20 protein-coding genes are annotated in these 23839 nt (G+C 65.0%); 19 read left to right on the top strand and 1 reads right to left on the bottom strand.

Translation table 11 applies throughout. From position 1 onward, the window contains the following. From rseP to BM198_RS20490, 18 genes are all read left to right on the top strand, one after another. Entirely contained in the window at positions 1-1356 is a 1356-nt protein-coding gene (gene rseP, locus BM198_RS20575; protein WP_074971945.1) for an RIP metalloprotease RseP, read from the top strand. Between the two features lie 72 nt (positions 1357-1428). Further along, positions 1429-3780: an outer membrane protein assembly factor BamA gene (bamA, locus tag BM198_RS20570; RefSeq protein WP_074971944.1), complete on the top strand. Its 2352-nt coding sequence runs from the start codon at positions 1429-1431 to the stop codon at positions 3778-3780. 45 nt (positions 3781-3825) lie between these two features. Next, entirely contained in the window at positions 3826-4329 is a 504-nt protein-coding gene (locus BM198_RS20565) for an OmpH/Skp family outer membrane protein (RefSeq protein ID WP_044414364.1), read from the top strand. Between the two features lie 2 nt (positions 4330-4331). After that, positions 4332-5390 (top strand): UDP-3-O-(3-hydroxymyristoyl)glucosamine N-acyltransferase, encoded by a 1059-nt coding sequence (lpxD, locus tag BM198_RS20560; protein WP_074971942.1) that lies wholly within the window; start codon positions 4332-4334, stop codon positions 5388-5390. A gap of 48 nt (positions 5391-5438) precedes the next feature. Next, a complete protein-coding gene (gene fabZ / locus BM198_RS20555) occupies positions 5439-5879 on the top strand; it encodes a 3-hydroxyacyl-ACP dehydratase FabZ (RefSeq protein ID WP_044414358.1) in 441 nt (146 codons plus the stop codon). Next, positions 5876-6652, top strand: a complete 777-nt coding sequence (gene lpxA / locus BM198_RS20550; RefSeq protein WP_044414356.1) for an acyl-ACP--UDP-N-acetylglucosamine O-acyltransferase — start codon at positions 5876-5878, stop codon at positions 6650-6652. Before fabZ ends, lpxA begins: the two co-directional genes overlap by 4 nt. A gap of 3 nt (positions 6653-6655) precedes the next feature. Beyond that, positions 6656-7789, top strand: a complete 1134-nt coding sequence (lpxB, locus tag BM198_RS20545) for a lipid-A-disaccharide synthase (RefSeq protein WP_074971940.1) — start codon at positions 6656-6658, stop codon at positions 7787-7789. Next, positions 7789-8391, top strand: a complete 603-nt coding sequence (rnhB, locus tag BM198_RS20540) for a ribonuclease HII (protein ID WP_044414351.1) — start codon at positions 7789-7791, stop codon at positions 8389-8391. Before lpxB ends, rnhB begins: the two co-directional genes overlap by 1 nt. A gap of 177 nt (positions 8392-8568) precedes the next feature. Continuing rightward, positions 8569-9981 carry an alanine/glycine:cation symporter family protein gene (locus tag BM198_RS20535; protein WP_074971938.1) on the top strand — a complete coding sequence of 471 codons (1413 nt, stop codon included), beginning with the start codon at positions 8569-8571 and terminating at the stop codon, positions 9979-9981. Between the two features lie 93 nt (positions 9982-10074). Further along, positions 10075-13599: a DNA polymerase III subunit alpha gene (gene dnaE, locus BM198_RS20530; RefSeq protein WP_074971937.1), complete on the top strand. Its 3525-nt coding sequence runs from the start codon at positions 10075-10077 to the stop codon at positions 13597-13599. 105 nt (positions 13600-13704) lie between these two features. Beyond that, complete coding sequence (gene accA / locus BM198_RS20525) at positions 13705-14655, top strand: acetyl-CoA carboxylase carboxyl transferase subunit alpha (protein ID WP_074971936.1); 951 nt, start codon at positions 13705-13707, stop codon at positions 14653-14655. Continuing rightward, positions 14642-16012 carry a tRNA lysidine(34) synthetase TilS gene (gene tilS, locus BM198_RS20520; protein WP_074971935.1) on the top strand — a complete coding sequence of 457 codons (1371 nt, stop codon included), beginning with the start codon at positions 14642-14644 and terminating at the stop codon, positions 16010-16012. Before accA ends, tilS begins: the two co-directional genes overlap by 14 nt. A 164-nt stretch (positions 16013-16176) precedes the next feature. Continuing rightward, positions 16177-17808: a CTP synthase gene (locus BM198_RS20515; protein WP_074971934.1), complete on the top strand. Its 1632-nt coding sequence runs from the start codon at positions 16177-16179 to the stop codon at positions 17806-17808. Positions 17809-17810: 2 nt separating this feature from the next. Beyond that, positions 17811-18656: a 3-deoxy-8-phosphooctulonate synthase gene (gene kdsA, locus BM198_RS20510; RefSeq protein WP_044414329.1), complete on the top strand. Its 846-nt coding sequence runs from the start codon at positions 17811-17813 to the stop codon at positions 18654-18656. Positions 18657-18801: 145 nt separating this feature from the next. After that, on the top strand, positions 18802-20091 hold the full coding sequence (gene eno, locus BM198_RS20505) for a phosphopyruvate hydratase (protein ID WP_044414327.1): 1290 nt from the start codon (positions 18802-18804) through the stop codon (positions 20089-20091). Positions 20092-20151: 60 nt separating this feature from the next. Further along, a complete protein-coding gene (gene ftsB, locus BM198_RS20500) occupies positions 20152-20433 on the top strand; it encodes a cell division protein FtsB (protein ID WP_044414324.1) in 282 nt (93 codons plus the stop codon). Further along, positions 20430-21137, top strand: coding sequence for a 2-C-methyl-D-erythritol 4-phosphate cytidylyltransferase (ispD, locus tag BM198_RS20495; RefSeq protein ID WP_074971933.1), 708 nt, complete (start codon positions 20430-20432; stop codon positions 21135-21137). Before ftsB ends, ispD begins: the two co-directional genes overlap by 4 nt. 8 nt (positions 21138-21145) lie before the next feature. Next, positions 21146-21739, top strand: coding sequence for a hypothetical protein (locus tag BM198_RS20490; RefSeq protein WP_074971932.1), 594 nt, complete (start codon positions 21146-21148; stop codon positions 21737-21739). On the opposite strand, the gene BM198_RS20485 is transcribed toward BM198_RS20490, so the two are convergent. Continuing rightward, positions 21702-22589 (bottom strand): LysR substrate-binding domain-containing protein, encoded by an 888-nt coding sequence (locus BM198_RS20485; RefSeq protein WP_074971931.1) that lies wholly within the window; start codon positions 22587-22589, stop codon positions 21702-21704. The genes BM198_RS20490 and BM198_RS20485 overlap by 38 nt on opposite strands. A 104-nt stretch (positions 22590-22693) precedes the next feature. Here BM198_RS20485 and BM198_RS20480 point away from each other — a divergent pair, with 104 nt between their 5' ends. Beyond that, entirely contained in the window at positions 22694-23806 is a 1113-nt protein-coding gene (locus BM198_RS20480) for an S-(hydroxymethyl)glutathione dehydrogenase/class III alcohol dehydrogenase (protein ID WP_044414315.1), read from the top strand. The last annotated feature ends 33 nt before the right edge of the window (positions 23807-23839 follow it).

The raw sequence follows: 23839 nt of genomic DNA, 5'->3' as shown, positions 1-23839 counted from the left end.
ATGAACGCGCTCTACATGTTCGTGGGCACCCTGGTGGCACTCGGGGTGCTGGTGACTTTCCACGAGTTCGGTCACTTCTGGGTGGCGCGCCGCTGCGGCGTCAAGGTGCTGCGGTTCTCCGTCGGCTTCGGTACGCCGCTGGTGCGTTGGCATGATCGCCATGGCACTGAGTTCGTCATCGCAGCCATCCCCTTGGGCGGCTACGTCAAGATGCTCGACGAGCGCGAGACCGACGTCGAGATTCCGCCCGAACAGCTCGGTCAAACCTTTAATCGCAAGAGCGTCGGCCAGCGCATCGCCATCGTTGCGGCAGGGCCGGTGGCCAACTTCATCCTGGCGCTGGTGTTCTTCTGGGTGCTGGCCATGCTGGGCAGTCAGCAGGTTCGCCCGGTGATCGGTGCCGTAGCGCCGGACAGCATCGCGGCGCGTGCCGGCCTGGTGCCCGGACAGGAAATCGTCTCGGTGGACGGCAAGGCAGTGACCGGCTGGGGCGGCGTCAATCTCCAGCTCGTGCGCCGTCTGGGCGAGTCCGGGACCTTGGATGTGCAGGTTCGCGAGGCTGGCTCGACTGTGGATACGTCCGTGCAGTTGCGGCTCGACAACTGGCTCAAGGGGGCCGAAGAGCCTGACACCATCGGCTCGCTCGGCATCACGCCGTGGCGCCCGGCCTTGTCGCCTGTGGTAGGCGAGGTTCCGGACGGCCCCGGCAAGGCCGCCGGGCTGCAGGTGGGGGATCGCATTCTCGCGCTGGACGATGTTCGTCTGGACGACTGGCAGCAACTGGTGGACTACGTCCGCCCCCGTGCCGGTCAGGCGGTCCTGGTCCGCTATGAGCGTGCCGGGCAGGTGGCCGACGTCTCCATCACCCTGGGCAGTGCCGGGGAAGGCGAGGCGCGCCGCGGCTTCATGGGCGTAGGCGTCAAGCCGGTCGACTGGCCGCCGGAGATGCTGCGCGAAGTGGCTTTCGGGCCGCTGGATGCGGTCGCCGAGGCGGCGGCACGCACCTGGTCCATGAGTCTGCTAACTCTGGATTCCCTAAAGAAAATGTTGCTCGGCGAGCTCTCGGTAAAAAACTTGAGCGGGCCGATAACCATTGCTAAAGTGGCGGGCGCTTCGGCCCAGTCGGGCGTGGGGGATTTCCTGAATTTCCTGGCCTACCTGAGCATAAGCCTGGGGGTTCTCAATCTACTGCCAGTTCCCGTCCTGGACGGGGGGCACCTGCTGTTCTACCTGATCGAATGGGCGCGTGGCCGGCCATTGTCAGAACGGGTGCAAGCTTGGGGGGTACAGATCGGTATCAGTCTGGTCGTCGGGGTCATGCTACTGGCCTTAGTGAATGATCTGAGCCGGCTGTAACGCGTCACTGAATTCCGGATCTGCCGCCCTATGCGGCAGATTCCTTATTATCAGTTGGAAAAAAAGGACTTCATGAAACGCCTGCTGCTAACCGCGGTGTTTGCCGCACTCATGATCGGCAAAGTTCACGCCGAGTCCTTCACCATATCCGACATCCGCGTCAACGGCCTGCAGCGTGTATCCGCAGGCAGCGTCTTCGGCGCCCTGCCGCTGAACGTAGGCGACCAGGCTGATGATCGCCGCCTGGTCGAAGCCACCCGTGCCCTGTTCAAGACCGGTTTCTTCCAGGACATCCAGCTCGGCCGCGACGGCGGTGTGCTGGTCATCAGCGTAGTCGAACGTCCGTCCATCTCCAGCATCGAGATCGAGGGCAACAAGGCCATCAGTACCGAAGACCTGCTGAAGGGTCTCAAGCAGTCCGGCCTCTCCGAGGGTGAAATCTTCCAGCGTGCGACCCTCGAGGGCGTGCGTAACGAGCTGCAGCGCCAGTACGTGGCCCAGGGTCGTTACTCCGCGGAGATTGAGGCTGACGTGATTCCCCAGCCGCGCAACCGCGTCGCGCTGAAGATCAACATCAACGAAGGTACGGTCGCTGCGATCCAGCACATCAACGTCGTCGGCAACACCGTGTTCCCCGACGAAGACCTGATCAATCTGTTCGAGCTGAAGACCACCAACTGGCTGTCCTTCTTCAAGAACGACGACAAGTACGCCCGCGAAAAGCTCTCCGGTGACCTGGAGCGCCTGCGCTCCTACTACCTGGACCGCGGCTACATCAACATGGACATCTCCTCCACCCAGGTGTCCATCACCCCCGACAAGAAGCACGTCTACATCACCGTCAACGTCGATGAAGGCCAGAAATACACCATTCGCGACGTGAAGCTCTCTGGCGACCTCAAGGTGCCCGAGGAGGAAGTGAAGGCGCTGCTGCTGGTCAAGGAAGGGCAGGTGTTCTCCCGCAAGGTGATGACCACCACCTCCGAGCTGATAACCCGTCGCCTGGGCAACGAGGGCTACACCTTCGCCAACGTCAACGGCATCCCCCAGACCCACGACGAAGACCACACCGTCTCCGTGACCTTCGCCGTCGACCCAGGCAAGCGTGCCTACGTCAACCGCATCAACTTCCGTGGCAACACCAAGACCGAAGACCAGGTGCTGCGTCGTGAAATGCGCCAGATGGAAGGTGGCTGGGCGTCGACCTACCTGATCGACCAGTCCAAGACCCGCCTCGAGCGCCTGGGCTTCTTCAAGGAAGTGAACGTCGAGACCCCGCAGGTGCCGGGTACCGATGACCAGGTTGACGTGAACTACACCGTCGAAGAGCAGCCTTCCGGCTCCATCACCGCCAGCGTGGGCTTCGCCCAGAGCGCGGGCTTGATCCTGGGCGGCTCCATCAGCCAGAACAACTTCCTCGGTACCGGCAACAAGGTCAGCATCGGCCTGACCCGTTCTGAGTACCAGACCCGCTACAACTTCGGCTTCGTCGACCCCTACTGGACCGTCGATGGCGTCAGCCTGGGCTACAACGCCTTCTACCGCACCACTGACTACAACAAGCTGGACGTGGACGTTTCCAGCTACTCCGTGGACAGCCTGGGTGGTGGTGTGAGCGTCGGCTACCCGATCAGCGAGACGTCCCGCCTGACCTTCGGCCTGACCGTACAGCAGGACGAGATCGGCACCGGCCGCTACACCGTCGACGAGATCTTCAACTTCATCAAGAACGAAGGCGACAAGTACCTGAACTTCAAGGGATCGATCGGCTGGTCCGAGTCCACCCTGAACAAGGGCGTGATGGCAACCCGTGGCCACTCCCAGAGCCTGGTGCTGGAAACCACCATTCCCGGCAGCGACCTGTCGTTCTACAAGCTCGACTACCGTGGCCAGGTCTTCACCCCGCTGACCCAGAACACCGCGCTGCGCTGGCACACCGAGCTGGGCTACGGCGACAGCTACGGCTCCACCTCTGAACTGCCGTTCTACGAGCACTACTTCGCGGGCGGCTTCAACTCCGTACGCGGTTTCAAGGACAGCAGCCTCGGCCCGCGCAGTACGCCGAGCAAGGGCACCAACCCCGGTACTTTGGCTGACCCGGACCAGGATCCGCTGCCCTTCGGTGGCAACGTGCTGGTGCAGGGCGGCGTCGAGTACCTTTTCCCGCTGCCGTTCGTGAAGGATCAGCGCCAGCTGCGTACCGTGCTGTTCTGGGATGTGGGCAACGTGTTCGACACCAGTTGCTCGTCCACGGCGAAGAACTGCAGCAACATCAACCTGGGTGAGCTTGCCAGCTCGGTGGGTGTGGGCTTGACCTGGATCACGGCGTTGGGCCCGCTGAGCTTCAGCCTGGGCATGCCGATCAAGAAGCCCGACAATGCCGACACCCAGGTGTTCCAGTTCTCCCTGGGCCAGACCTTCTAAGTGTTTTGATCAAGACGACAACAGTATTTGTTGCAGGAGTGCATCGTGCGTAAGTTGACTCAACTCGTTCTGGTAGCCGCGGCCATGATGGCCACCCCGGCGTTCGCCGAAATGAAGATCGCGGTACTGAACTACCAAATGGCGCTCCTGGAGTCCGACGCTGCCAAGAAGTACGCCGTCGACGCCGAGAAGAAGTTCGGTCCTCAGTTGAACAAGCTTAAGACCCTGGAAAGCGACGCCAAGCGCATCCAGGACCGCCTGGTCAAGGAAGGCGAGAAGATGCAGCAGGCCGAGCGCGAGCGCCTCGAGCTCGAATTCAAGCAGAAGGCCCGTGACTTCCAGTTCCAGTCCAAGGAACTGAACGAAGCCAAGGCCGTGGCTGACCGCGACATGCTCAAGCAGCTGAAGCCGAAGCTGGACCAGGCCGTCGAGGAGGTCCTGAAGAAGGGCTCCTATGACCTGGTGCTGGAGCGTGGTGCCGTGATTGACGTGAAGCCTCAGTTCGACATCACCCGCCAGGTCATCGAGCGCATGAACCAGCTGCGCTGAACATGACAGCCGTCTCTTACACCCTCGGCCAACTGGCCGAGCGCCTCGGTGCCGCCGTGCGCGGCAACGAAGCGCGCGTGATCAGTGGGCTGGCCACCCTGCAGGATGCCAGCCCGGATCAGTTGACCTTCCTGGCCAACCCCCAGTACCGCAAGTTCCTCGCAGAAACCCGTGCTGGTGCCGTCCTGCTCACTGCAGGCGATGCCGAAGGCTTTGCGGGGGATGCGCTGGTGGTGCCGGACCCCTACCTGGCCTATGCGCGCCTGTCGCACCTGTTCGATCCCAAGCCGGTTGCCGCTGCGGGCATCCACCCGTCTGCCGTCGTTGCAGCGGATGCGCAGGTCGACCCCAGCGCGGGCATCGGGCCGGGTGTGGTGATCGAGTCGGGAGCCCGTATCGGGGCAGGCGTGACCATCGGTGCCTACAGCGTCATCGGTGCGCGCAGCGTCATCGGTGAAGGCGGTTGGCTGGCTCCGCGTGTGACCCTCTATCACGACGTGAAGATCGGCAAGCGCGTGGTCATCCAGTCTGGTGCCGTGATCGGCGGTGAAGGCTTCGGCTTCGCCAAGGAAAAGGGTGTCTGGCAGAAGATCGCGCAGATCGGCGGCGTGACCCTGGGCGACGATGTCGAAGTTGGTGCCAACACCACCATCGACCGCGGCGCCCTGTCCGACACGCTCATCGGCAACGGCGTGAAACTGGATAACCAGATCATGATCGCCCACAACGTGCAGGTCGGTGACAATACCGCCATGGCCGGCTGCGTGGGCATCTCCGGCAGCACCAAGATCGGCCGCAACTGCATGATCGCAGGCGGCGTCGGCATGGTCGGGCACATCGAGGTGTGCGACAACGTGTTCGTCACCGGGATGACCATGGTGACCCGCAACATCACTGAGCCGGGTGCCTATTCCTCCGGTACCGCCATGCAGACAGCAGCGGACTGGAAGAAGAGCGCCGCCCGGATTCGTCAACTGGACGACATGGCGCGTCGTCTGCAACAGCTGGAAAAGCGCCTGGCGGCAGTGACCCCGGGCGGGGATGCTTCATCTGATGCGTGACCCGCGCAGCGCCGCGCGTCCCAAATCCCCATTCAAGGCTCCAGGAATATGATGGACATCAACGAGATTCGCGAATATCTGCCGCACCGCTACCCTTTCCTTCTGGTGGATCGGGTCGTGGACCTGGATATCGAAGGCAAGCGCATTCGCGCCTACAAGAATGTCAGCATCAACGAGCCATTCTTCAACGGCCATTTCCCTGAGCACCCCATCATGCCGGGCGTGCTGATCATCGAGGCAATGGCCCAGGCGGCGGGGATCCTTGGTTTCAAGATGCTCGACGTCAAGCCGGCCGACGGCACCCTCTACTACTTTGTCGGTTCGGACAAGCTGCGTTTCCGCCAGCCAGTGCTGCCGGGTGACCAGTTGATCCTCGAGGCGCGATTCCTCAGCGTCAAACGCGGGATCTGGAAGTTCGAATGCAAGGCCAACGTCGATGGCAAGGAAGTCTGCTCGGCCGAGATCATCTGTGCGGAACGCAAGCTATGAGTTTGATTGACCCTCGCGCCATCATCGATCCGTCGGCGAAGCTGGCGGATGGCGTTCAGGTCGGCCCCTGGTCGATCGTTGGACCCGATGTGGAAATCGGCGAGGGTACCGTGGTCGGTCCTCACGTGGTCATCAAGGGGCCGACCCGCATTGGTAGGCATAACCGCATCTACCAATTCTCCTCGGTCGGGGAGGACACCCCCGACCTGAAGTACAAGGGCGAGCCCACTCGCCTGGTGATCGGCGATCACAATGTGATCCGCGAAGGCGTCACCATCCATCGCGGCACGATCCAGGACCGAGCGGAGACCACCATCGGCGATCACAACCTGCTGATGGCCTATGTACACGTCGGGCATGACAGCGTCATCGCCAACCACTGCATCCTGGTCAACAACACCGCGCTGGCGGGGCATGTCCATGTCGACGACTGGGCGATCCTTTCCGGCTTCACCCTGGTCCACCAGTTCTGCCGCATCGGCGCCCACAGCTTTTCCGGCATGGGCACCGCCATCGGCAAGGATGTCCCGGCCTACGTCACCGTCTTCGGCAACCCTGCCGAAGCTCGCAGCATGAACTTCGAGGGCATGCGCCGTCGTGGTTTCAGTGCCGAGGCCATCCAGGCCCTGCGCAGGGCCTATAAGGTGGTCTATCGCCAGGGGCTGACGGTCGAGCAGGCCCTGGCCGAGTTGGCCGAGTCCGCCGCCCAGTTCCCCGAGGTGGCCGTGTTCCGCGACTCCATCCAGTCTTCAACCCGCGGCATCACCCGCTGAGCCATGGCCCGTCCCCTGCGCATCGCGCTGGTCGCTGGCGAGGCGTCCGGTGACATCCTCGGCTCCGGCCTGATGAAGGCCCTCAAGGCCCACCGCCCCGATATCGAGTTCATCGGCGTTGGCGGTCCCTTGATGGAGGCCGAGGGCCTGGTTTCCTACTTCCCGATGGAGCGCCTGGCGGTGATGGGGCTGGTGGAGGTGCTCGGACGCCTTCCCGAGCTGCTCCGTCGACGCAAGCACCTCATCCGTACCCTGATCGAGGCACGGCCCGATGTCTTCATTGGCATCGATGCGCCTGATTTCACCCTGGGTGTCGAGCTCAAGCTGCGCCAGGCGGGTATCCGCACCGTGCATTACGTCAGCCCCTCGGTATGGGCGTGGCGGCAGAAGCGCGTGCTGAAGATCCGCGACGCCTGCGACCTCATGCTCACCCTGTTCCCCTTCGAAGCGCGCTTCTACGAAGAGCACCAGGTGCCGGTCCGCTTCGTCGGGCATCCGCTGGCGGACACCATCCCCCTTGAGGCGGACCGCGCCGCCGCCCGGCAGGCCCTTGACCTGCCTGCCGAGGGCAGTGTCGTCGCGCTCATGCCCGGTAGCCGGGGTGGCGAAGTCGGCAAGCTCGGTGCGCTGTTCCTCGATGCTGCCGAGCAGCTCCGCACGCTGCGTCCCGGAATCCGGTTCGTACTGCCGTGCGCCAATGCCGCGCGCCGTGAGCAGCTGGAGCAGATGCTGGCTGGGCGCGACCTGCCGCTGACCCTGCTCGATGGACGCTCGCACCAGGCGTTGGCCGCCTGCGATGCCGTTCTGATCGCATCCGGCACCGCCACCCTGGAGGCGCTGCTCTACAAGCGCCCGATGGTGGTGGCCTACCGGCTGGCGCCACTCACCTACACGATCCTGAGGCGCCTGGTGAAGAGTCCTTATGTATCGCTGCCTAACCTGCTGGCCCAGCGCCTGCTCGTGCCGGAGCTGATCCAGGACGCCGCAACCCCCGAAGCCCTGGCCCAGACCCTGTCGCCGTTGCTCGACGGCGGCGAGGCGCAGACCGAGGGTTTCGACACCATTCATCGCGCCCTGCGTCGCGATGCATCCGAAGAAGCCGCCCAGGCGGTGTTGCAACTGGCGGAGGCGCGCTGATGCAAATGGGCATGGATTTCGACCTGGTCGAGGAGCTGGTGGCAGGCGTCGACGAAGTCGGTCGTGGCCCGCTGTGCGGTCCGGTGGTGACGGCTGCCGTCATCCTCGACCCGGCCCGCCCGATCCTGGGCCTGAACGACTCCAAGAAGCTCTCCGAGGCACGCCGCGAGGCGCTGTTCGATGAGATTCGCGAGAAGGCACTGGCCTGGTGCATCGCCCGGGCCGAGGTCGAGGAAATCGACCAGCTGAACATCCTGCACGCCACCATGCTGGCCATGCAGCGTGCGGTGGAGGGGCTCTCCGTGACCCCGAAGCTGGCCCTCATCGATGGCAACCGTTGCCCCAGGCTCGCCGTACCCAGCGCGCCTGTTGTCCAGGGTGATGCGAAAGTCCCAGCGATTGCGGCCGCGTCCATCCTGGCCAAGGTCTCCCGGGACCGTGAAATGGCCGAGCTGGACGCGCTCTACCCGGGCTACGGCCTGGCCGGGCACAAGGGTTACCCGACCCCGGTGCACCTCGAGGCGCTGAAACGCCTCGGTCCTACGGCGATCCACCGGCGTTCGTTCGCGCCCGTCCGGGAGCTGCTCGAAACCGGGCACTGATCCGCCACCCTGATCGTCTGATCTCGTCTCAAGGCCCGCGTGGCTTCGCGGACGCCATGCGCTGCCTCTCAGTCGGCAACCGGGCGCCCCAGCGAGATCATCTTTCCGCTGCGATACTTCATCCGGGTATTCCAGCGTTTCACTGAGTGCCGCCATAAGCGGCCCAAGGAGTTCCTCATGCAAGACATGGCCAACCTGGTGGTCAACTCGCTCAACGGCTTTATCTGGGGCAAGGTCCTGATCTGGCTGCTGGTGGGCTGCGGCCTGTACTTCACCGTCCGCCTCGGGCTGATCCAGTTCCGCCACTTCGGGCACACCTTCAGCGTGCTCAAGGGCAGTCGCCAGGCCGATGATTCCGGCATTTCCTCCTTCCAGGCCCTGTGCACCTCCCTGGCCGCACGGGTCGGCACCGGCAACGTCGCCGGTGTGGCCGTCGCCATCACCCTGGGCGGCCCTGGCGCAGTGTTCTGGATGTGGATGATCGCGATGGTCGGCATGGCCACCGGCTTCGTCGAGGCGACCCTGGCCCAGCTGTTCAAGATCCGTGACGACAAGGGGCAGTTCCGCGGTGGCCCGGCCTACTACATGGAGAAAGGCCTCGGTGCTCGCTGGATGGGCGTGCTGTTCTCGCTGTTCCTGATCCTGGCCTTCGGTTTCGTCTTCAACTCGGTCCAGGCCAACACCATCAGCGGCGCCATGCAGGGTGCGTTCGGCGTGCCGCTGTGGATCAGCGGCCTCGCCCTGGTGGCGATCACGGCGCTGATCATCTTCGGTGGCCTGCGCTCCATTGCCCGCTTCTCCGAGCTGGCAGTGCCCTTCATGGCGGTCGCCTACCTGCTGGTGGCCGTGGTGCTGATCATCACCCAGGCCAGCGAACTGCCCGGCATCCTGGTGATGATCGTCAAGAGTGCCTTCGGCTGGCACGAAGCGGCGGCCGGCGGCATTGGCGCGGCGATCATGAACGGCTTCAAGCGTGGCCTGTTCTCCAACGAGGCGGGCATGGGCTCGGCGCCCAACGCGGCCGCCTCGGCGACGCCCTATCCGCCGCACCCGGCCTCCCAGGGCTACGTGCAGATGGCCGGTGTGTTCATCGACACCCTGCTGATCTGCACCGCGTCGGCGGCCATCATCCTCCTGGCCGGCCCGCAGGAAGGCGAGGGCATCATGTTGGTGCAGAACGCGCTGACCAGCCAGGTGGGCCTGTGGGGCAAGTACTTCCTGGCGGTGATCATCCTGTTCTTCGCCTTCACCTCCATCGTCGCCAACTACTTCTACGCCGAGAACTGCCTGGTGTTCCTCGAGCACAACCACCCGGGCGGCCTGCTGGTCTTCCGCCTGGCGGTGCTGGGGATGGTGATGTTCGGCGCCCTGGCGTCGCTGCCCTTCGTCTGGAACCTGGCGGACGTGTCCATGGGGCTGATGGCGATCACCAACCTGATCGCCATCCTGTTGCTCTCCAACCTGGCCATCAAGCTGGCCCGGGACTATAACGCCCAGCGCAAGGCCGGCAAGCTGCCGACCTTCGATGCCAACCAGTACCCGGAGATCCAGGACAAGCTGGAACCCGGCATCTGGGACGATCGCCGCTGACCCCGGTTCGGCGCTGAGCGCAAACCTGTAGCTTTACCATCGGGCCCGGTACAATCCGGGCCCTGCCGTTTCTGCCTCTTCCAAAGGATCGTCATGACCGTTTCCTTCGTGCATCTCCGTCTCCATTCCGAGTACTCCCTGGTCGACGGCCTGGTGCGGGTCAAGCCCCTGATCAAGGCCGTGGCGGCTGCCGGCATGCCAGCGGTGGCGGTCACTGACCAGAGCAACATGTGCTCCCTGGTCAAGTTCTACAAGGCGGCCCAGGGTGGCGGCATCAAGCCCATCTGTGGCGCCGACATCTGGCTGGCGAGCCTGGACGAAGACGGCCCCCTCAGCCGCATGACGCTGCTGGCGATGGACGGCAAGGGCTATCGCAACCTCACCGAGTTGATCTCCCGTGGCTGGTCCGATGGCCAGAGCAACGGCCTGGTGATCATCCAGCGCGACTGGGTGAAGGAAGCCGCCGAAGGCCTGATCGCTCTGTCCGGCGCGAAGGAAGGCGAGATCGGCATGGCGCTGCTCAACGGCGACCCGGCAGCCGCCGAACGACTGCTGGCGGAGTGGCAGGCGGTGTTCCCGGATCGCTTCTACCTGGAGCTGCAACGCACCGGCCGCGTCAATGACGAGGAACATGTGCACGCGGCCGTGGCCCTGGCGGATCGCTGCGGAGCGCCGCTGGTGGCGACCAACGACGTGCGCTTTATCAAGGTCGACGACTTCGAGGCCCACGAGACCCGCGTGTGCATCGGCGAAGGCCGGACCCTCGATGACCCCCGCCGGCCGCGCAACTACTCCAACCAGCAGTACCTGAAGTCGCCGGAAGAGATGGCCGAGCTGTTCAGCGACCTCCCCGACGCCATCGAGAACACCGTCGAGATCGCCCGGCGCTGCAACATCGACGTGCGCCTGGGCAAGCACTTCCTGCCCGACTTCCCGACGCCCAATGGCATGGGCATCGACGACTACCTGCGCCACGCCTCCTACGAAGGCCTCGAAGAGCGCCTCGCGGTGCTCTGGCCGAAGGAGACGACCCCGGACTACGAAGAGAAGCGCCAGCTCTACATCGACCGCCTGGAGTTCGAGCTGGGCACCATCATTCAGATGGGCTTCCCCGGCTACTTCCTGATCGTTGCCGACTTCATCCAGTGGGCGAAGAACAACGGCGTCCCGGTGGGGCCTGGCCGTGGATCGGGTGCCGGCTCGCTGGTCGCCTACGTGCTGAAGATCACCGACCTCGACCCGCTGGCCTACGACCTGCTGTTCGAGCGCTTCCTCAACCCCGAGCGGGTCTCCATGCCCGACTTCGACGTCGACTTCTGCATGGACGGCCGCGACCGCGTGATCGACTACGTGGCCGAGAAGTACGGCCGCAACGCGGTGAGCCAGATCATCACCTTCGGCTCCATGGCGGCGAAGGCGGTGGTGCGTGACGTGGCGCGGGTGCAGGGCAAGTCCTACGGCCTGGCCGATCGCCTGTCGAAGATGATCCCCTTCGAGGTGGGCATGACCCTGGAGGCAGCCTACAACCAGGAAGAGGTCCTGCGGGACTTCCTCAAGTCCGACGAGGAAGCCCAGGAAATCTGGGACATGGCCCTCAAGCTCGAAGGCATCACCCGGGGCACCGGCAAGCACGCCGGTGGCGTGGTGATCGCCCCCACCAAGCTGACCGACTTCGCGCCCATCGCCTGTGACGAGGAAGGCGGCGGCCTGGTGACCCAGTTCGACAAGGACGACGTGGAGGCGGCCGGCCTGGTGAAGTTCGACTTCCTCGGCCTGCGCACGCTGACGATCATCAAGTGGGCCATGGAGATGATCAACCGCGAGCAGGAGAAGAATGGCCTGCCGCTGGTGGACATCGACCGCATCCCTCTGGATGACAAGAAAACCTACGACATGCTGCAGAAGGCGGAGACCACCGCGGTCTTCCAGCTTGAATCCCGCGGCATGAAGGAGCTGATCAAGAAGCTCAAGCCCGACTGCCTGGAAGACATGATTGCCCTCGTGGCCCTGTTCCGTCCGGGGCCGCTGCAGTCCGGCATGGTGGACGACTTCATCAACCGCAAGCACGGCCGTGCCGAGCTCTCCTACCCGCACCCGGACTACCAGTACGCCGGCCTCGAACCGGTGCTCAAGCCCACCTACGGCATCATCCTCTATCAGGAGCAGGTGATGCAGATCGCCCAGGTGATGGCGGGCTACACCCTCGGCGGCGCGGACATGCTGCGTCGTGCCATGGGCAAGAAGAAGCCCGAGGAAATGGCCAAGCAGCGCGGCGGCTTCATCGAAGGTTGTGCCAGCAATGGCATCGATGCCGAGCTGGCGGGCAACATCTTCGATCTGGTGGAGAAGTTCGCCGGTTATGGCTTCAACAAATCCCACTCCGCCGCCTATGGCTGGGTTTCCTACCAGACCGCGTGGCTGAAGGCCCACTACCCGTCGCCCTTCATGGCAGCGGTGCTCACGGCGGATATGCACAACACCGACAAGGTGGTGACGCTCATCGAAGAGTGCCGCAGCATGAAGCTGCGCATCGTCGCGCCGGACGTGAACAACTCCGACTACCGCTTCACCGTCGACGACGCCGGGCAGATCATCTACGGCCTCGGTGCGATCAAGGGCGTGGGCGAGGGGCCGGTGGAGGCCATCGTCGAATGCCGTGACGAGGGCGGGCCGTTCAAGGACCTGTTTGACTTCTGCAACCGTGTCGACCTCAAGCGCATCAACAAGCGCACGCTGGAAGCGCTGATCCGTGGCGGTGCGCTGGATCGCCTCGGGCCGTTCTTCAGTGACGAGCCCAAGGCCTACCAGGCTGGCATCGACCGCAACCGGGGCGTGCTGCTGGCAGCGATGGAGGAAGCCATCCAGGCCGCCGAGCAGACCGCTCGCAGCCACGACAGCGGCCACATGGACCTGTTCGGCGGGCTCTTCGCCGAGCCCGACGCCGACGTCTACGCCAACCACCGTCGGGCCAAGGAGCTGACCCTCAAGGAGCGCCTCAAGGGCGAGAAGGACACCCTGGGGCTCTACCTCACCGGCCACCCCATCGACGAATACGAGGGCGAGGTGCGCCGCTTCGCCCGTCAGCGCATCGTCGAGCTCAAGCCCGCGCGGGATACCCAGACCATCGCCGGCCTGATCGTCAACCTGCGGGTGATGAAGAACAAGAAGGGCGACAAGATGGGCTTCATCACCCTCGACGACCGCTCCGGGCGTATCGAGGCCTCCCTGTTCGCCGATGCCTTCGCCTCCGCCCATACCCTGCTGCAGACCGATGCGCTGGTGGTGGTGGAAGGGGAGGTGAGCCACGACGACTTCTCCGGTGGCCTGCGCCTGCGTGCCAAGCGCGTCATGAGCCTGGAGGAGGCCCGTACCGGGCTGGCCGAGAGCCTGCGGATGAAGGTGGATCACAGCGCCCTGCAAGGCGACCGCCTGCGCTGGCTCGCCGACCTGTGCGGGCGCCACCGGGGCTCCTGCCCGATCACCATCGACTACGCAGGCCCCAGTGCCCGTGCCCTGCTGCAGTTCGGCGAGCAGTGGTGCATCGACCCGGCCGATACGCTGATTCAGGCATTGCGTGACCAGTTCGGGCGCGACAACGTCTTCCTGCACTACCGGTGAGACGCGGCTGACGTGCCGCGTTCTCTCGACCCACATGCGCCCTTCCATTAAGGTAGGGCGCCAAATGGACCCAGCCGCCTGGCCCCACGCGCACGACGGAAGCCTATGAACCCGAACTTTCTGGATTTCGAACAGCCGATCGCTGACCTGCAAGCCAAGATCGAGGAGCTGCGCCTGGTCGGCAACGACAATGCGCTGAACATCAGCGACGAGATTGCCCGCCTTCAGGAAAAAAGCAGCGCCCTGACCGAAAGCATCTTCGGCAACCTGACCAGCTGGCAGATCGCCCAGTTGGCCCGCCATCCGCGCCGGCCCTACACCCTGGACTACATCAGCCACATCTTCACCGAGTTCGACGAGCTGCATGGCGATCGCCACTTCTCCGACGACGCGGCCATCGTCGGCGGCGTAGCCCGCCTGGACGACCAGCCGGTGATGGTGATCGGTCACCAGAAAGGCCGTGAAGTGCGCGAGAAGGTCCGTCGCAACTTCGGCATGCCCCGTCCCGAGGGCTACCGCAAGGCCTGCCGCCTGATGGAGATGGCCGAGCGCTTCAAGATGCCGATCCTGACCTTCATCGACACCCCTGGTGCCTACCCGGGCATCGATGCCGAAGAGCGCGGCCAGAGCGAGGCCATCGCCTGGAACCTGCGGGTCATGGCGCGTCTGAAGACTCCGATCATCGCCACCGTGATCGGCGAAGGTGGTTCCGGCGGTGCGCTGGCCATCGGCGTGTGCGATCGCCTGAACATGCTGCAGTACTCCACCTACTCGGTGATCTCGCCGGAAGGCTGCGCCTCCATCTTGTGGAAAACCGCCGAGAAGGCGCCCGACGCGGCTGAGGCCATGGGCATCACCGCCGAGCGCCTGAAAGGCCTGGGGATCGTCGACAAGGTCATTTCCGAGCCGCTGGGCGGTGCCCACCGCGAGCCGGCCATTGCGGCTCAGTCGATCCGCGAGGAGCTGCTTGGCCAGCTCAAGACCCTGAAGAAGCTGTCGGTCGACGACCTGTTGGCCCGTCGCTACGAGCGTCTGATGAGTTATGGCGTGGCCTGAGGGCCACGCGCCGGGGCGGGCCGATGAGGGCTCGCCACTGGCCCGCTCGCTCCATTCCCTCCTGCTGTCCCGCACCCTGCCCTGGCGCTCCGCGCCGGGGTGGACGGTCGCCTTCTCCGGCGGCCTCGACTCCACCGTCCTGCTGCATCTGCTGGTTGTGCTCTCCCGCCAGGGTGACGTGCCGCCGCTCAGCGCACTTCATGTCCATCACGGCCTGCAGTCGGCTGCCGAGGCATGGCCGGCCCATTGCCAGGCCGTATGTGACCGACTCGGTGTGCCCTTGATGCATGCCTCCGTTGTCGTGGAGGAGGGCGCCAGCCTGGAGAATGCCGCTCGTCGGGCGCGCTATGGCGCCTTCGAGCAGGCCGTTGAGGGGGGGCAGGTGCTGATGCTGGCTCAGCACCGTGACGATCAGGCTGAGACGCTGCTGTTCCGGTTGATGCGCGGTGCTGGCGTGCGGGGTCTGGCGGGGATGCCGGTGAGCCGCGCTCTGGGCGACGGTCACTTGCTGCGGCCGTTGCTGGACGTGGCCCGTCAGGACCTGGAGGCCTATGCGCGGGAGCAAGGGCTGGACTGGGTCGAGGACCCGTCGAACCAGTACACCCGGCTGGACCGCAACTACCTGCGACAGATCGTCCTGCCTGCCCTGGTGTCACGCTGGCCGCGCGCGCTCGGCGGGATGGTCCGCAGTGCTGCGCACCTGGCCGAGGGTGAGGCGCTGCTGGGGGAGTTGGCGGCCATCGACCTGGCTGCCGCGCGAGACACCGAGGTATTCCCCTGGCTGGGTTTGCCGACCCTCTCCCTCGATCCGCTGCTGGCGTTGTCCGAACCACGGCAGCGCAATGCCCTGCGTCACTGGCTCGCCCCCTTCACGGCCATGCCCGACAGCGATCACTGGGCGGGCTGGGTGGCCTTGCGTGATGCCGCACCGGATGCCGAACCGGTCTGGCGCCTGGCTGGTGGCGAACTGCGCCGCGCCGGTGGCCGGCTCTGGTGGCTCGGCAACGCCTGGCTGGAAACCGTGCCGACGGCCCAGCCCTGGCCGAACCCCGAGCATCCCCTGGCCTTGGACGGCAATGGTGTGGTGTGGATCGAAGGGCGGGGACCGGAAGGTCCCTTGCGGGTGCGCTATCGCCAAGGCGGGGAGTCGATGCAGATGGAGGGACGGGGGCGACGTGACCTCAAGCGGCTGCTCAATGAACGGGGTTTCCCGGCTTTTGCCCGGGGTCGTCTGCCCTTGCTCTACCGAGGCGACGAACTGCTTGCGGTGCCCAATCTTCAAGGGCTGGAGGGCCCTCGGGAGGGGGGCTGGACCCTGTCTTGGACACCCCCGACGAATGACCAAGGTTTGAGCTGAAAGGGTCTTTCCGGTAGACTACGCTCCCGTCTTACAGAGCACCTGCCGATTCCCTCGGAACTGGCAGGTGCTTGCCGTTTCGGCACTGTTCCAGATTCCGGGCCCAGGCCCGATTCGCTCTCTCCGGCGGCCTTCCGCCTAAACGCTGACTTCTAGGGTTATTCATGACGCGCTACATCTTCGTCACGGGTGGTGTTGTTTCTTCATTGGGGAAAGGCATCGCCTCGGCATCCTTGGCCGCCATTCTGGAAGCGCGGGGCCTGAAGGTCACCATGCTCAAGCTGGACCCGTACATCAACGTGGACCCGGGCACCATGAGCCCGTTCCAGCACGGCGAAGTGTTCGTCACCGAGGACGGCGCCGAGACCGACCTGGACCTGGGCCACTACGAGCGCTTCGTGCGCACCACCATGACCCAGAACAACAACTTCACCACCGGCCGCGTCTATGCCGATGTGCTGCGCAAGGAGCGCCGTGGTGACTACCTGGGCGCCACCATCCAGGTGATTCCGCACATCACCGACGAGATCAAGCGTCGCATCATCAAGGGCGCCGGCGATGCCGACGTGGCCCTGGTGGAGATCGGCGGCACCGTGGGTGACATCGAGTCCCAGCCCTTCCTCGAAGCCATCCGCCAACTGCGGGTGGAGGTCGGCGCCAAGCGCGCGATGCTGATGCACCTGACCCTGGTGCCCTACATCGCCACCGCCGGCGAGACCAAGACCAAGCCGACCCAGCACTCGGTGAAGGAGCTGCGTTCCATCGGCCTGCAGCCCGACGTGCTGATCTGCCGTTCCGACCACGAGGTCGACCTGTCCTCCCGCCGCAAGATCGCGCTGTTCACCAACGTGGAAGAGCGTGCGGTCATCGCCCTGCAGGACGTCGACACCATCTACCGCATTCCTTCCGTGCTGCACGCCCAGGGCCTGGACGACTTCGTCGTCGAGCGTTTCGGCCTGCAGTGCGGCGGTGCCGACCTGTCCGAGTGGGATCGCGTGGTTGACGCCAAGCTGAACCCCGAGAAGGAAGTCACCATCGCCATGGTCGGCAAGTACATGGAGCTGCTGGATGCCTACAAGTCGCTGATCGAGGCGATGAGCCACGCCGGCATCGAGAACCGCACCAAGGTGAACCTGCGCTACATCGACTCCGAAGATATCGAGAACCAGGGCACCAGCCTGCTGGAAGGCGTCGATGCCATCCTGGTCCCCGGCGGTTTCGGCCTGCGCGGCGTGGAAGGCAAGATCACCACCGTCAAGTACGCCCGCGAGAACAAGATCCCCTACCTGGGCATCTGCCTCGGCATGCAGGTGGCCGTGATCGAGTTCGCCCGTAACGTACTGGGCTGGACCGACGCCAACTCCACCGAGTTCGACAAGGCCAGCGGCCATCCGGTGGTCGGCCTGATCACCGAGTGGCAGGACGCCACCGGCGCCACCGAGATCCGTACCGAAGCCTCGGACCTGGGCGGCACCATGCGCCTCGGCGCCCAGGCCTGCCAGCTGGAGGCCGGCTCCCAGGTTCACGCCTGCTACGGCAAGGATGAGATCGTCGAGCGCCACCGCCACCGCTACGAAGTGAACAACAACCTGCTGCCGCAACTGAAGGACGCCGGCCTGAAGATCACCGGCCGCTCCGGCGACGGGGCCCTGGTCGAAGTGGTCGAGGCACCGGACCATCCGTGGTTCGTCGCCTGCCAGTTCCACCCGGAGTTCACTTCCACCCCGCGTGACGGCCATCCGCTGTTCAGCGGCTTCGTCAAGGCCGCCCTGGCCCAGAAAGCGAAGAAGGCCTGAGCATGCAGCAGAAGATCGTTCGCGTCGGCGACATCGAGATTGCCAACGACAAGCCCTTCGTGCTCTTCGGTGGCATGAACGTGCTGGAGTCCCGTGACCTGGCGCTGAAGGTCTGCGAAGCGTACGTGCGGGTGACCGAGAAACTCGGCATCCCGTATGTGTTCAAGGCCAGCTTCGACAAGGCCAACCGCTCCTCCATCAACTCCTTCCGTGGCCCCGGCCTGGAAGAGGGGATGAAGATCTTCGAAGAGGTGAAGAAGACCTTCGGCGTGCCGGTCATCACCGACGTGCACGAGCCTTACCAGGCTGCTCCGGTGGCCGAGGTCTGCGACATCATCCAACTGCCGGCCTTCCTCTCCCGCCAGACCGATCTGGTGGTGGCGATGGCGAAGACCAATGCAGTCATCAACATCAAGAAGGCCCAGTTCCTCGCACCCCAGGAGATGAAGCACATCCTGACCAAGTGCGAAGAAGCCGGTAACGATCGCCTGATCCTCTGCGAGCGCGGTTCGTCCTTCGGCTACAACAACCTGGTGGTCGACATGCTCGGCTTCGGCATCATGAAGCAGTTCGGCTACCCGGTGTTCTTCGACGTCACCCACGCCCTGCAGATGCCGGGCGGCCGCGCGGATTCCGCGGGCGGTCGTCGTGCCCAGGTCACCGACCTGGCCAAGGCGGGCATGAGCCAGGGGCTGGCCGGCCTGTTCCTCGAGGCCCACCCGGACCCGGACAACGCCAAGTGCGATGGCCCGTGCGCCCTGCGCCTGGACAAGCTTGAGCCGTTCCTCGACCAGCTCAAGCGCCTGGATGACCTGGTCAAGGCTTTTCCGCCGATCGAGACTGCCTGAGCCGGCAGTTCTCCGGTAAAGTGCCGGGCGGGCGCAAGCTGACCAGTCGGTCATGTTTTCGCCGGAACTGCCGAATGAACATCCGGACGGCCCGCCCCTCTAATTTCGCTGCAGCGTTATCGTCAACTTTGGAGTGCTAACAACAATGGCAAAGATCGTCGACATCAAGGGCCGCGAGGTTCTGGATTCCCGTGGTAACCCCACCGTGGAAGCCGACGTGATCCTCGAGAACGGTTTCATCGGCAGCGCCTGCGCGCCGTCCGGTGCATCCACCGGTTCCCGCGAGGCGCTGGAACTGCGTGATGGCGACAAGAGCCGTTACTTGGGCAAGGGCGTGCTGAAGGCCGTGGCCAACATCAACGGCCCGATCCGCGACCTGCTGCTGGGCAAGGACGCGACCGACCAGAAGGCCCTGGACCGCGCGATGATCGAGCTCGACGGTACCGAGAACAAGGCCAAGCTGGGCGCCAACGCCATCCTCGCCGTGTCCCTGGCGGCTGCCAAGGCGGCTGCCCAGGCCAAGGGGGTCCCGCTGTACGCGCACATCGCCGACCTGAACGGCACTCCGGGCCAGTACTCCATGCCCGTCCCGATGATGAACATCATCAACGGCGGCGAGCACGCCGATAACAACGTCGACATCCAGGAATTCATGGTTCAGCCGGTCGGCGCCAAGAACTTCGCCGACGCCCTGCGCATGGGCGCCGAGATCTTCCACCACCTGAAAGCCGTGCTGAAGGCCCGTGGCCTGAACACCGCGGTGGGTGACGAGGGCGGCTTCGCCCCGAACCTGGCCTCCAACGAAGACGCTCTGGGCGCCATCGCCGAAGCCGTCGCCAATGCTGGCTACAAGTTGGGCACCGACGTGACCCTGGCCCTGGACTGCGCTTCCAGCGAATTCTTCAAGGACGGCAAGTACGACCTGGCCGGCGAAGGCAAGGTGTTCGACGCCAACGGTTTCGCCGACTACCTGGCCGGCCTGACCCAGCGCTACCCGATCATCTCCATCGAAGACGGCATGGACGAGTCCGATTGGGCCGGCTGGAAGTCCCTGACCGAGAAGATCGGCGAGAAGGTGCAGCTGGTGGGTGACGACCTGTTCGTGACCAACACCAAGATCCTCAAGGAAGGCATCGACAAGAGCATCGCCAACTCGATCCTGATCAAGTTCAACCAGATCGGTTCCCTGACCGAGACCCTGGAAGCCATCCAGATGGCCAAGGCTGCCGGCTACACTGCGGTGATCTCCCACCGTTCCGGTGAAACCGAGGACAGCACCATCGCCGACCTGGCCGTAGGCACCGCTGCCGGCCAGATCAAGACCGGCTCCCTGTGCCGTTCCGACCGCGTGTCCAAGTACAACCAGCTGCTGCGTATCGAAGAGCAACTGGGCGGAAAGGCCCCTTACCGCGGTCGTGCCGAGTTCCGCGGCTAAGCCGGGGATGATAAAAAGGGCAGCGAAAGCTGCCCTTTTCGTATGGATACTTCTCTTTCGATGGCCAAATCCCCCTACTGGTTGTTCGTTGTACTGATCCTGGCCTTGTCCGGGTTGCAGTATCGCCTCTGGGTGGGTGATGGCAGCCTCGCCCAAGTCGCCGAACTGGAAAAGCAGATCGCCGAGCAGAAGGGCGAGAACGAGCGCCTGCTCGAGCGCAATCGCATCCTCGAGGCCGAGGTGTCGGAGCTCAAGAAGGGTACGGAAACCGTCGAGGAGCGTGCCCGCCATGAGCTGGGCATGGTCAAAGAGGGCGAGACCCTCTACCAGATCACCGAATGACCCCACCCGAGCTCCCCGAATTCTGGGCCGTGATCCCCGCCGCCGGCGTGGGGGCCCGCATGCGTGCCGACCGGCCCAAGCAGTACCTGGAGCTGGCCGGGCGCACCTTGCTCGAACATACCCTTGCAGCCTTTCTCGACCACCCACGGCTCAAGCGCCTGGTGGTCAGCTTGAGCCCTGAGGACCCGTACTGGCCGAGCCTTGCTGCATCCCGTGACCCGCGCATCGAGCGCGCCGAGGGTGGCCGGGAGCGTGCGGACTCGGTGCTCAATGCACTCCTGCGTCTGGCCGAACTCGGCGCGCAACCGCGCGACTGGGTGCTGGTGCACGATGCGGCCCGACCCAATCTGTCCCGTTTCGACCTGGATCGCCTGCTGGCGGAGCTGGCCGACGATCCGGTGGGCGGCCTGCTGGCGGTCCCCGCCCGGGACACCCTCAAGCGGATCGGCCCTGATGGGCGAGTCGCCGACACCATCGACCGCAGCCAGGTCTGGCAGGCCTACACCCCGCAGATGTTCCGCTTCGGTGCGTTGCACCGGGCCCTGGCCGATGCACTGGTCGCCGGCGTGGCGATCACCGACGAGTCGTCGGCGATGGAGTGGGCGGGCGCCGCGCCTCGCCTGGTGGAAGGGCGCGCCGACAACATCAAGGTCACCACCCCCGAAGACCTGCTGCGCCTGCAGCGTGGCCTGTTCGACCGCTGAGCCCTGCCATGAAGCGCCTGGGACGCCTGCTGCCCCGCCTGGAAGGCTACCTGCACCGGGTGCTGCGCTGGGCCGGTGACGGCTGGCGGCTGCCCTGGCTGTGTCTGGGGCTGGCTTTCGTCGGCACCCTGACGGCGGCCTATCCCATCACCTCCGTCGTGGTTCCCGCCGTGCTCATGGCGCCCCGGCGCTGGGGCGTGGTCAGCCTGTTCGCCGCCCTGGGCAGCAGCTGCGGTGCGCTGGGGATGATGCTGATCGCCCACTACCTGGGCTGGAGCCAGCTGTACGCCTGGTTCCCGGCCATGGCCACTGACCCTTCCTGGCTGCGGGTGATGGGCTGGACCCATGAGTACGGGCTGCTGGCGCTCTTCGCCGTGGCCCTGCTGCCCCTGCCGCAGACGCCGGCGCTGCTGGCGTTGTCCACCGTGCCGCTGGCCTACCCGGGAGCGTTCGCCGCCATCCTGGCAGGCAAGGTCCTCAAGTACCTGGGGTTCGCCTGGGTGGCTTCGCGCTTCCCCGGGCACGTCCACGGCTTCCTGCATCGCCATGGGCGGGCCCCCACGCCTACGCCGCCGGGTGGGTCGACGCCAGGCCGTCCCTGAGTGCATCCACCAGTTGGCGGACCTTGGGTGACAGGTGGCGCTGCTGGGGGTACAGCGCCCAGACGGCGGTATTCGGCGGGCGATGCTGCTCCAGCAGGGACACCAGCTCGCCGCTCTTCAGGTGGTCCAGCACGTAGTAGTCGGGGAGCTGGCACAGGCCGAAGCCACGTAGCGTGGCATCCAGCACGGCCTGGCCGCTGTTGCAGCGCCAGTTGCCCTGTACCCTCAGGCTCTGTTCCTTGCCGTCCTGCTGGAAGGTCCACTGGTCCGAGCTGCCCACCAGGCAATTGTGCCGGGCCAGCTCGGACAGGCTGTGGGGCCGGCCATAGCGTTCCAGGTAGCTCGGGGCGGCGCACAGGTACATGACGCGGGGCGCAAGGCGCGTCGCCACCAGCCGCGAGTCCTGCAGGCGGCCGAGGCGGATGGCCAGGTCCAGCCCTTCGTGCACCAGGTCCAGCGGGCGGTTGCTCAGCTCGATGTCGACCCGCAGCTGCGGGTGGCGTGCCATGAAGGCGTTCACCAGCGGCACGATGAAGCGCTCGCCATAGGCCACCGCGCAGGTCATGCGCAGCAGGCCCTTGGGTTCGCCGGTCAGGTCGCTGATGGCGCGCATGGCCTCGTCCCGCGCATCTACCAAGCGCTGGCAGTGCTGCAGGAAGGTCTGCCCTGCCTCGGTCAGCGCCACCTTGCGGGTGCTGCGGTAGAACAGGCGGGTTTGCAGGCGTTCTTCCAGGCGGGCGATCTGGCGGCTCACCTGGGATGAAGAGAGGCCGATGCGCTGGGCCGCGGCGGTGAACTGGCCGGTTTCCGCGACGGCGATGAATTCGTCCAGGCCTTCCCAGCGGTTCATTGGATTATCCCTGTGTGGCAATAAAGTTTTGCTTTGCGGCGGATTATTTACCAAATCGAGGTCATCTACACTCCCGCCACCGTTCACATCGCTGGAGAAGCGCCATGATCAAGTCCCGCGCCGCCGTTGCCTTCGAGGCTGGCAAACCCCTGCAGATCGTCGAAGTCGATGTCGCGCCGCCCAAGGCGGGTGAAGTCCTGGTGCGTATCGTCGCCACCGGTGTCTGCCACACCGACGCCTACACCCTGTCGGGCGCGGATTCCGAGGGTGTGTTCCCGTGCATCCTCGGCCACGAAGGCGGCGGAATCGTCGAGGCGGTGGGCGAAGGCGTCACCTCCCTGGCGGTGGGCGACCACGTGATCCCGCTCTACACGGCCGAATGTCGCGAGTGCAAGTTCTGCAAGTCCGGCAAGACCAACCTGTGCCAGAAGGTCCGTGCGACCCAGGGCAAGGGCCTGATGCCCGACGGCACCAGCCGCTTCAGCTACAACGGCCAGCCGATCTACCACTACATGGGCTGCTCGACCTTCTCCGAGTACACCGTGCTGCCGGAAATCTCCCTGGCGAAGATTCCCAAGGAAGCCCCGCTGGAGAAGGTCTGCCTGCTGGGTTGTGGCGTGACCACCGGCATCGGCGCCGTGCTCAACACCGCGAAGGTGGAGGAGGGCGCTACCGTCGCCATCTTCGGCCTCGGCGGCATCGGCCTGGCCGCCATCATCGGCGCCAAGATGGCCAAGGCTTCGCGCATCATCGCCATCGATATCAACCCCTCCAAGTTCGACGTGGCCCGCGAGCTGGGTGCGACCGACTTCGTCAACCCGAAGGACCACGCCAAGCCGATCCAGGACGTGATCGTCGAGATGACCGATGGCGGCGTGGACTACAGCTTCGAGTGCGTCGGCAACGTCGACCTGATGCGTGCGGCGCTGGAGTGCTGCCACAAGGGCTGGGGAGAGTCGGTCATCATCGGCGTGGCCCCGGCCGGTGCCGAGATCAAGACCCGTCCGTTCCAGCTGGTCACCGGTCGCGTGTGGCGTGGCTCGGCCTTCGGTGGGGTGAAAGGCCGCACCGAGCTGCCGACCTACGTGGAGAAGTCCCAGTCGGGCGAGATCCCGCTGGACACCTTCATCACCCACACCATGGGGCTGGATCGCATCAACGAGGCCTTCGACCTGATGCACGAAGGCAAGAGCATCCGCACCGTCATCCACTACTGAGCGCCCTTTCGGCTGGCGCAGGGCGGCAGGGAT

This window comes from Metapseudomonas otitidis (assembly GCF_900111835.1).
GTDB classification, from domain to species: Bacteria; Pseudomonadota; Gammaproteobacteria; order Pseudomonadales; family Pseudomonadaceae; genus Metapseudomonas; species Metapseudomonas otitidis.
The sequence above is the reverse complement of the archived record's forward strand: the minus strand, read 5'-3'. Positions and strand labels throughout refer to the sequence as shown.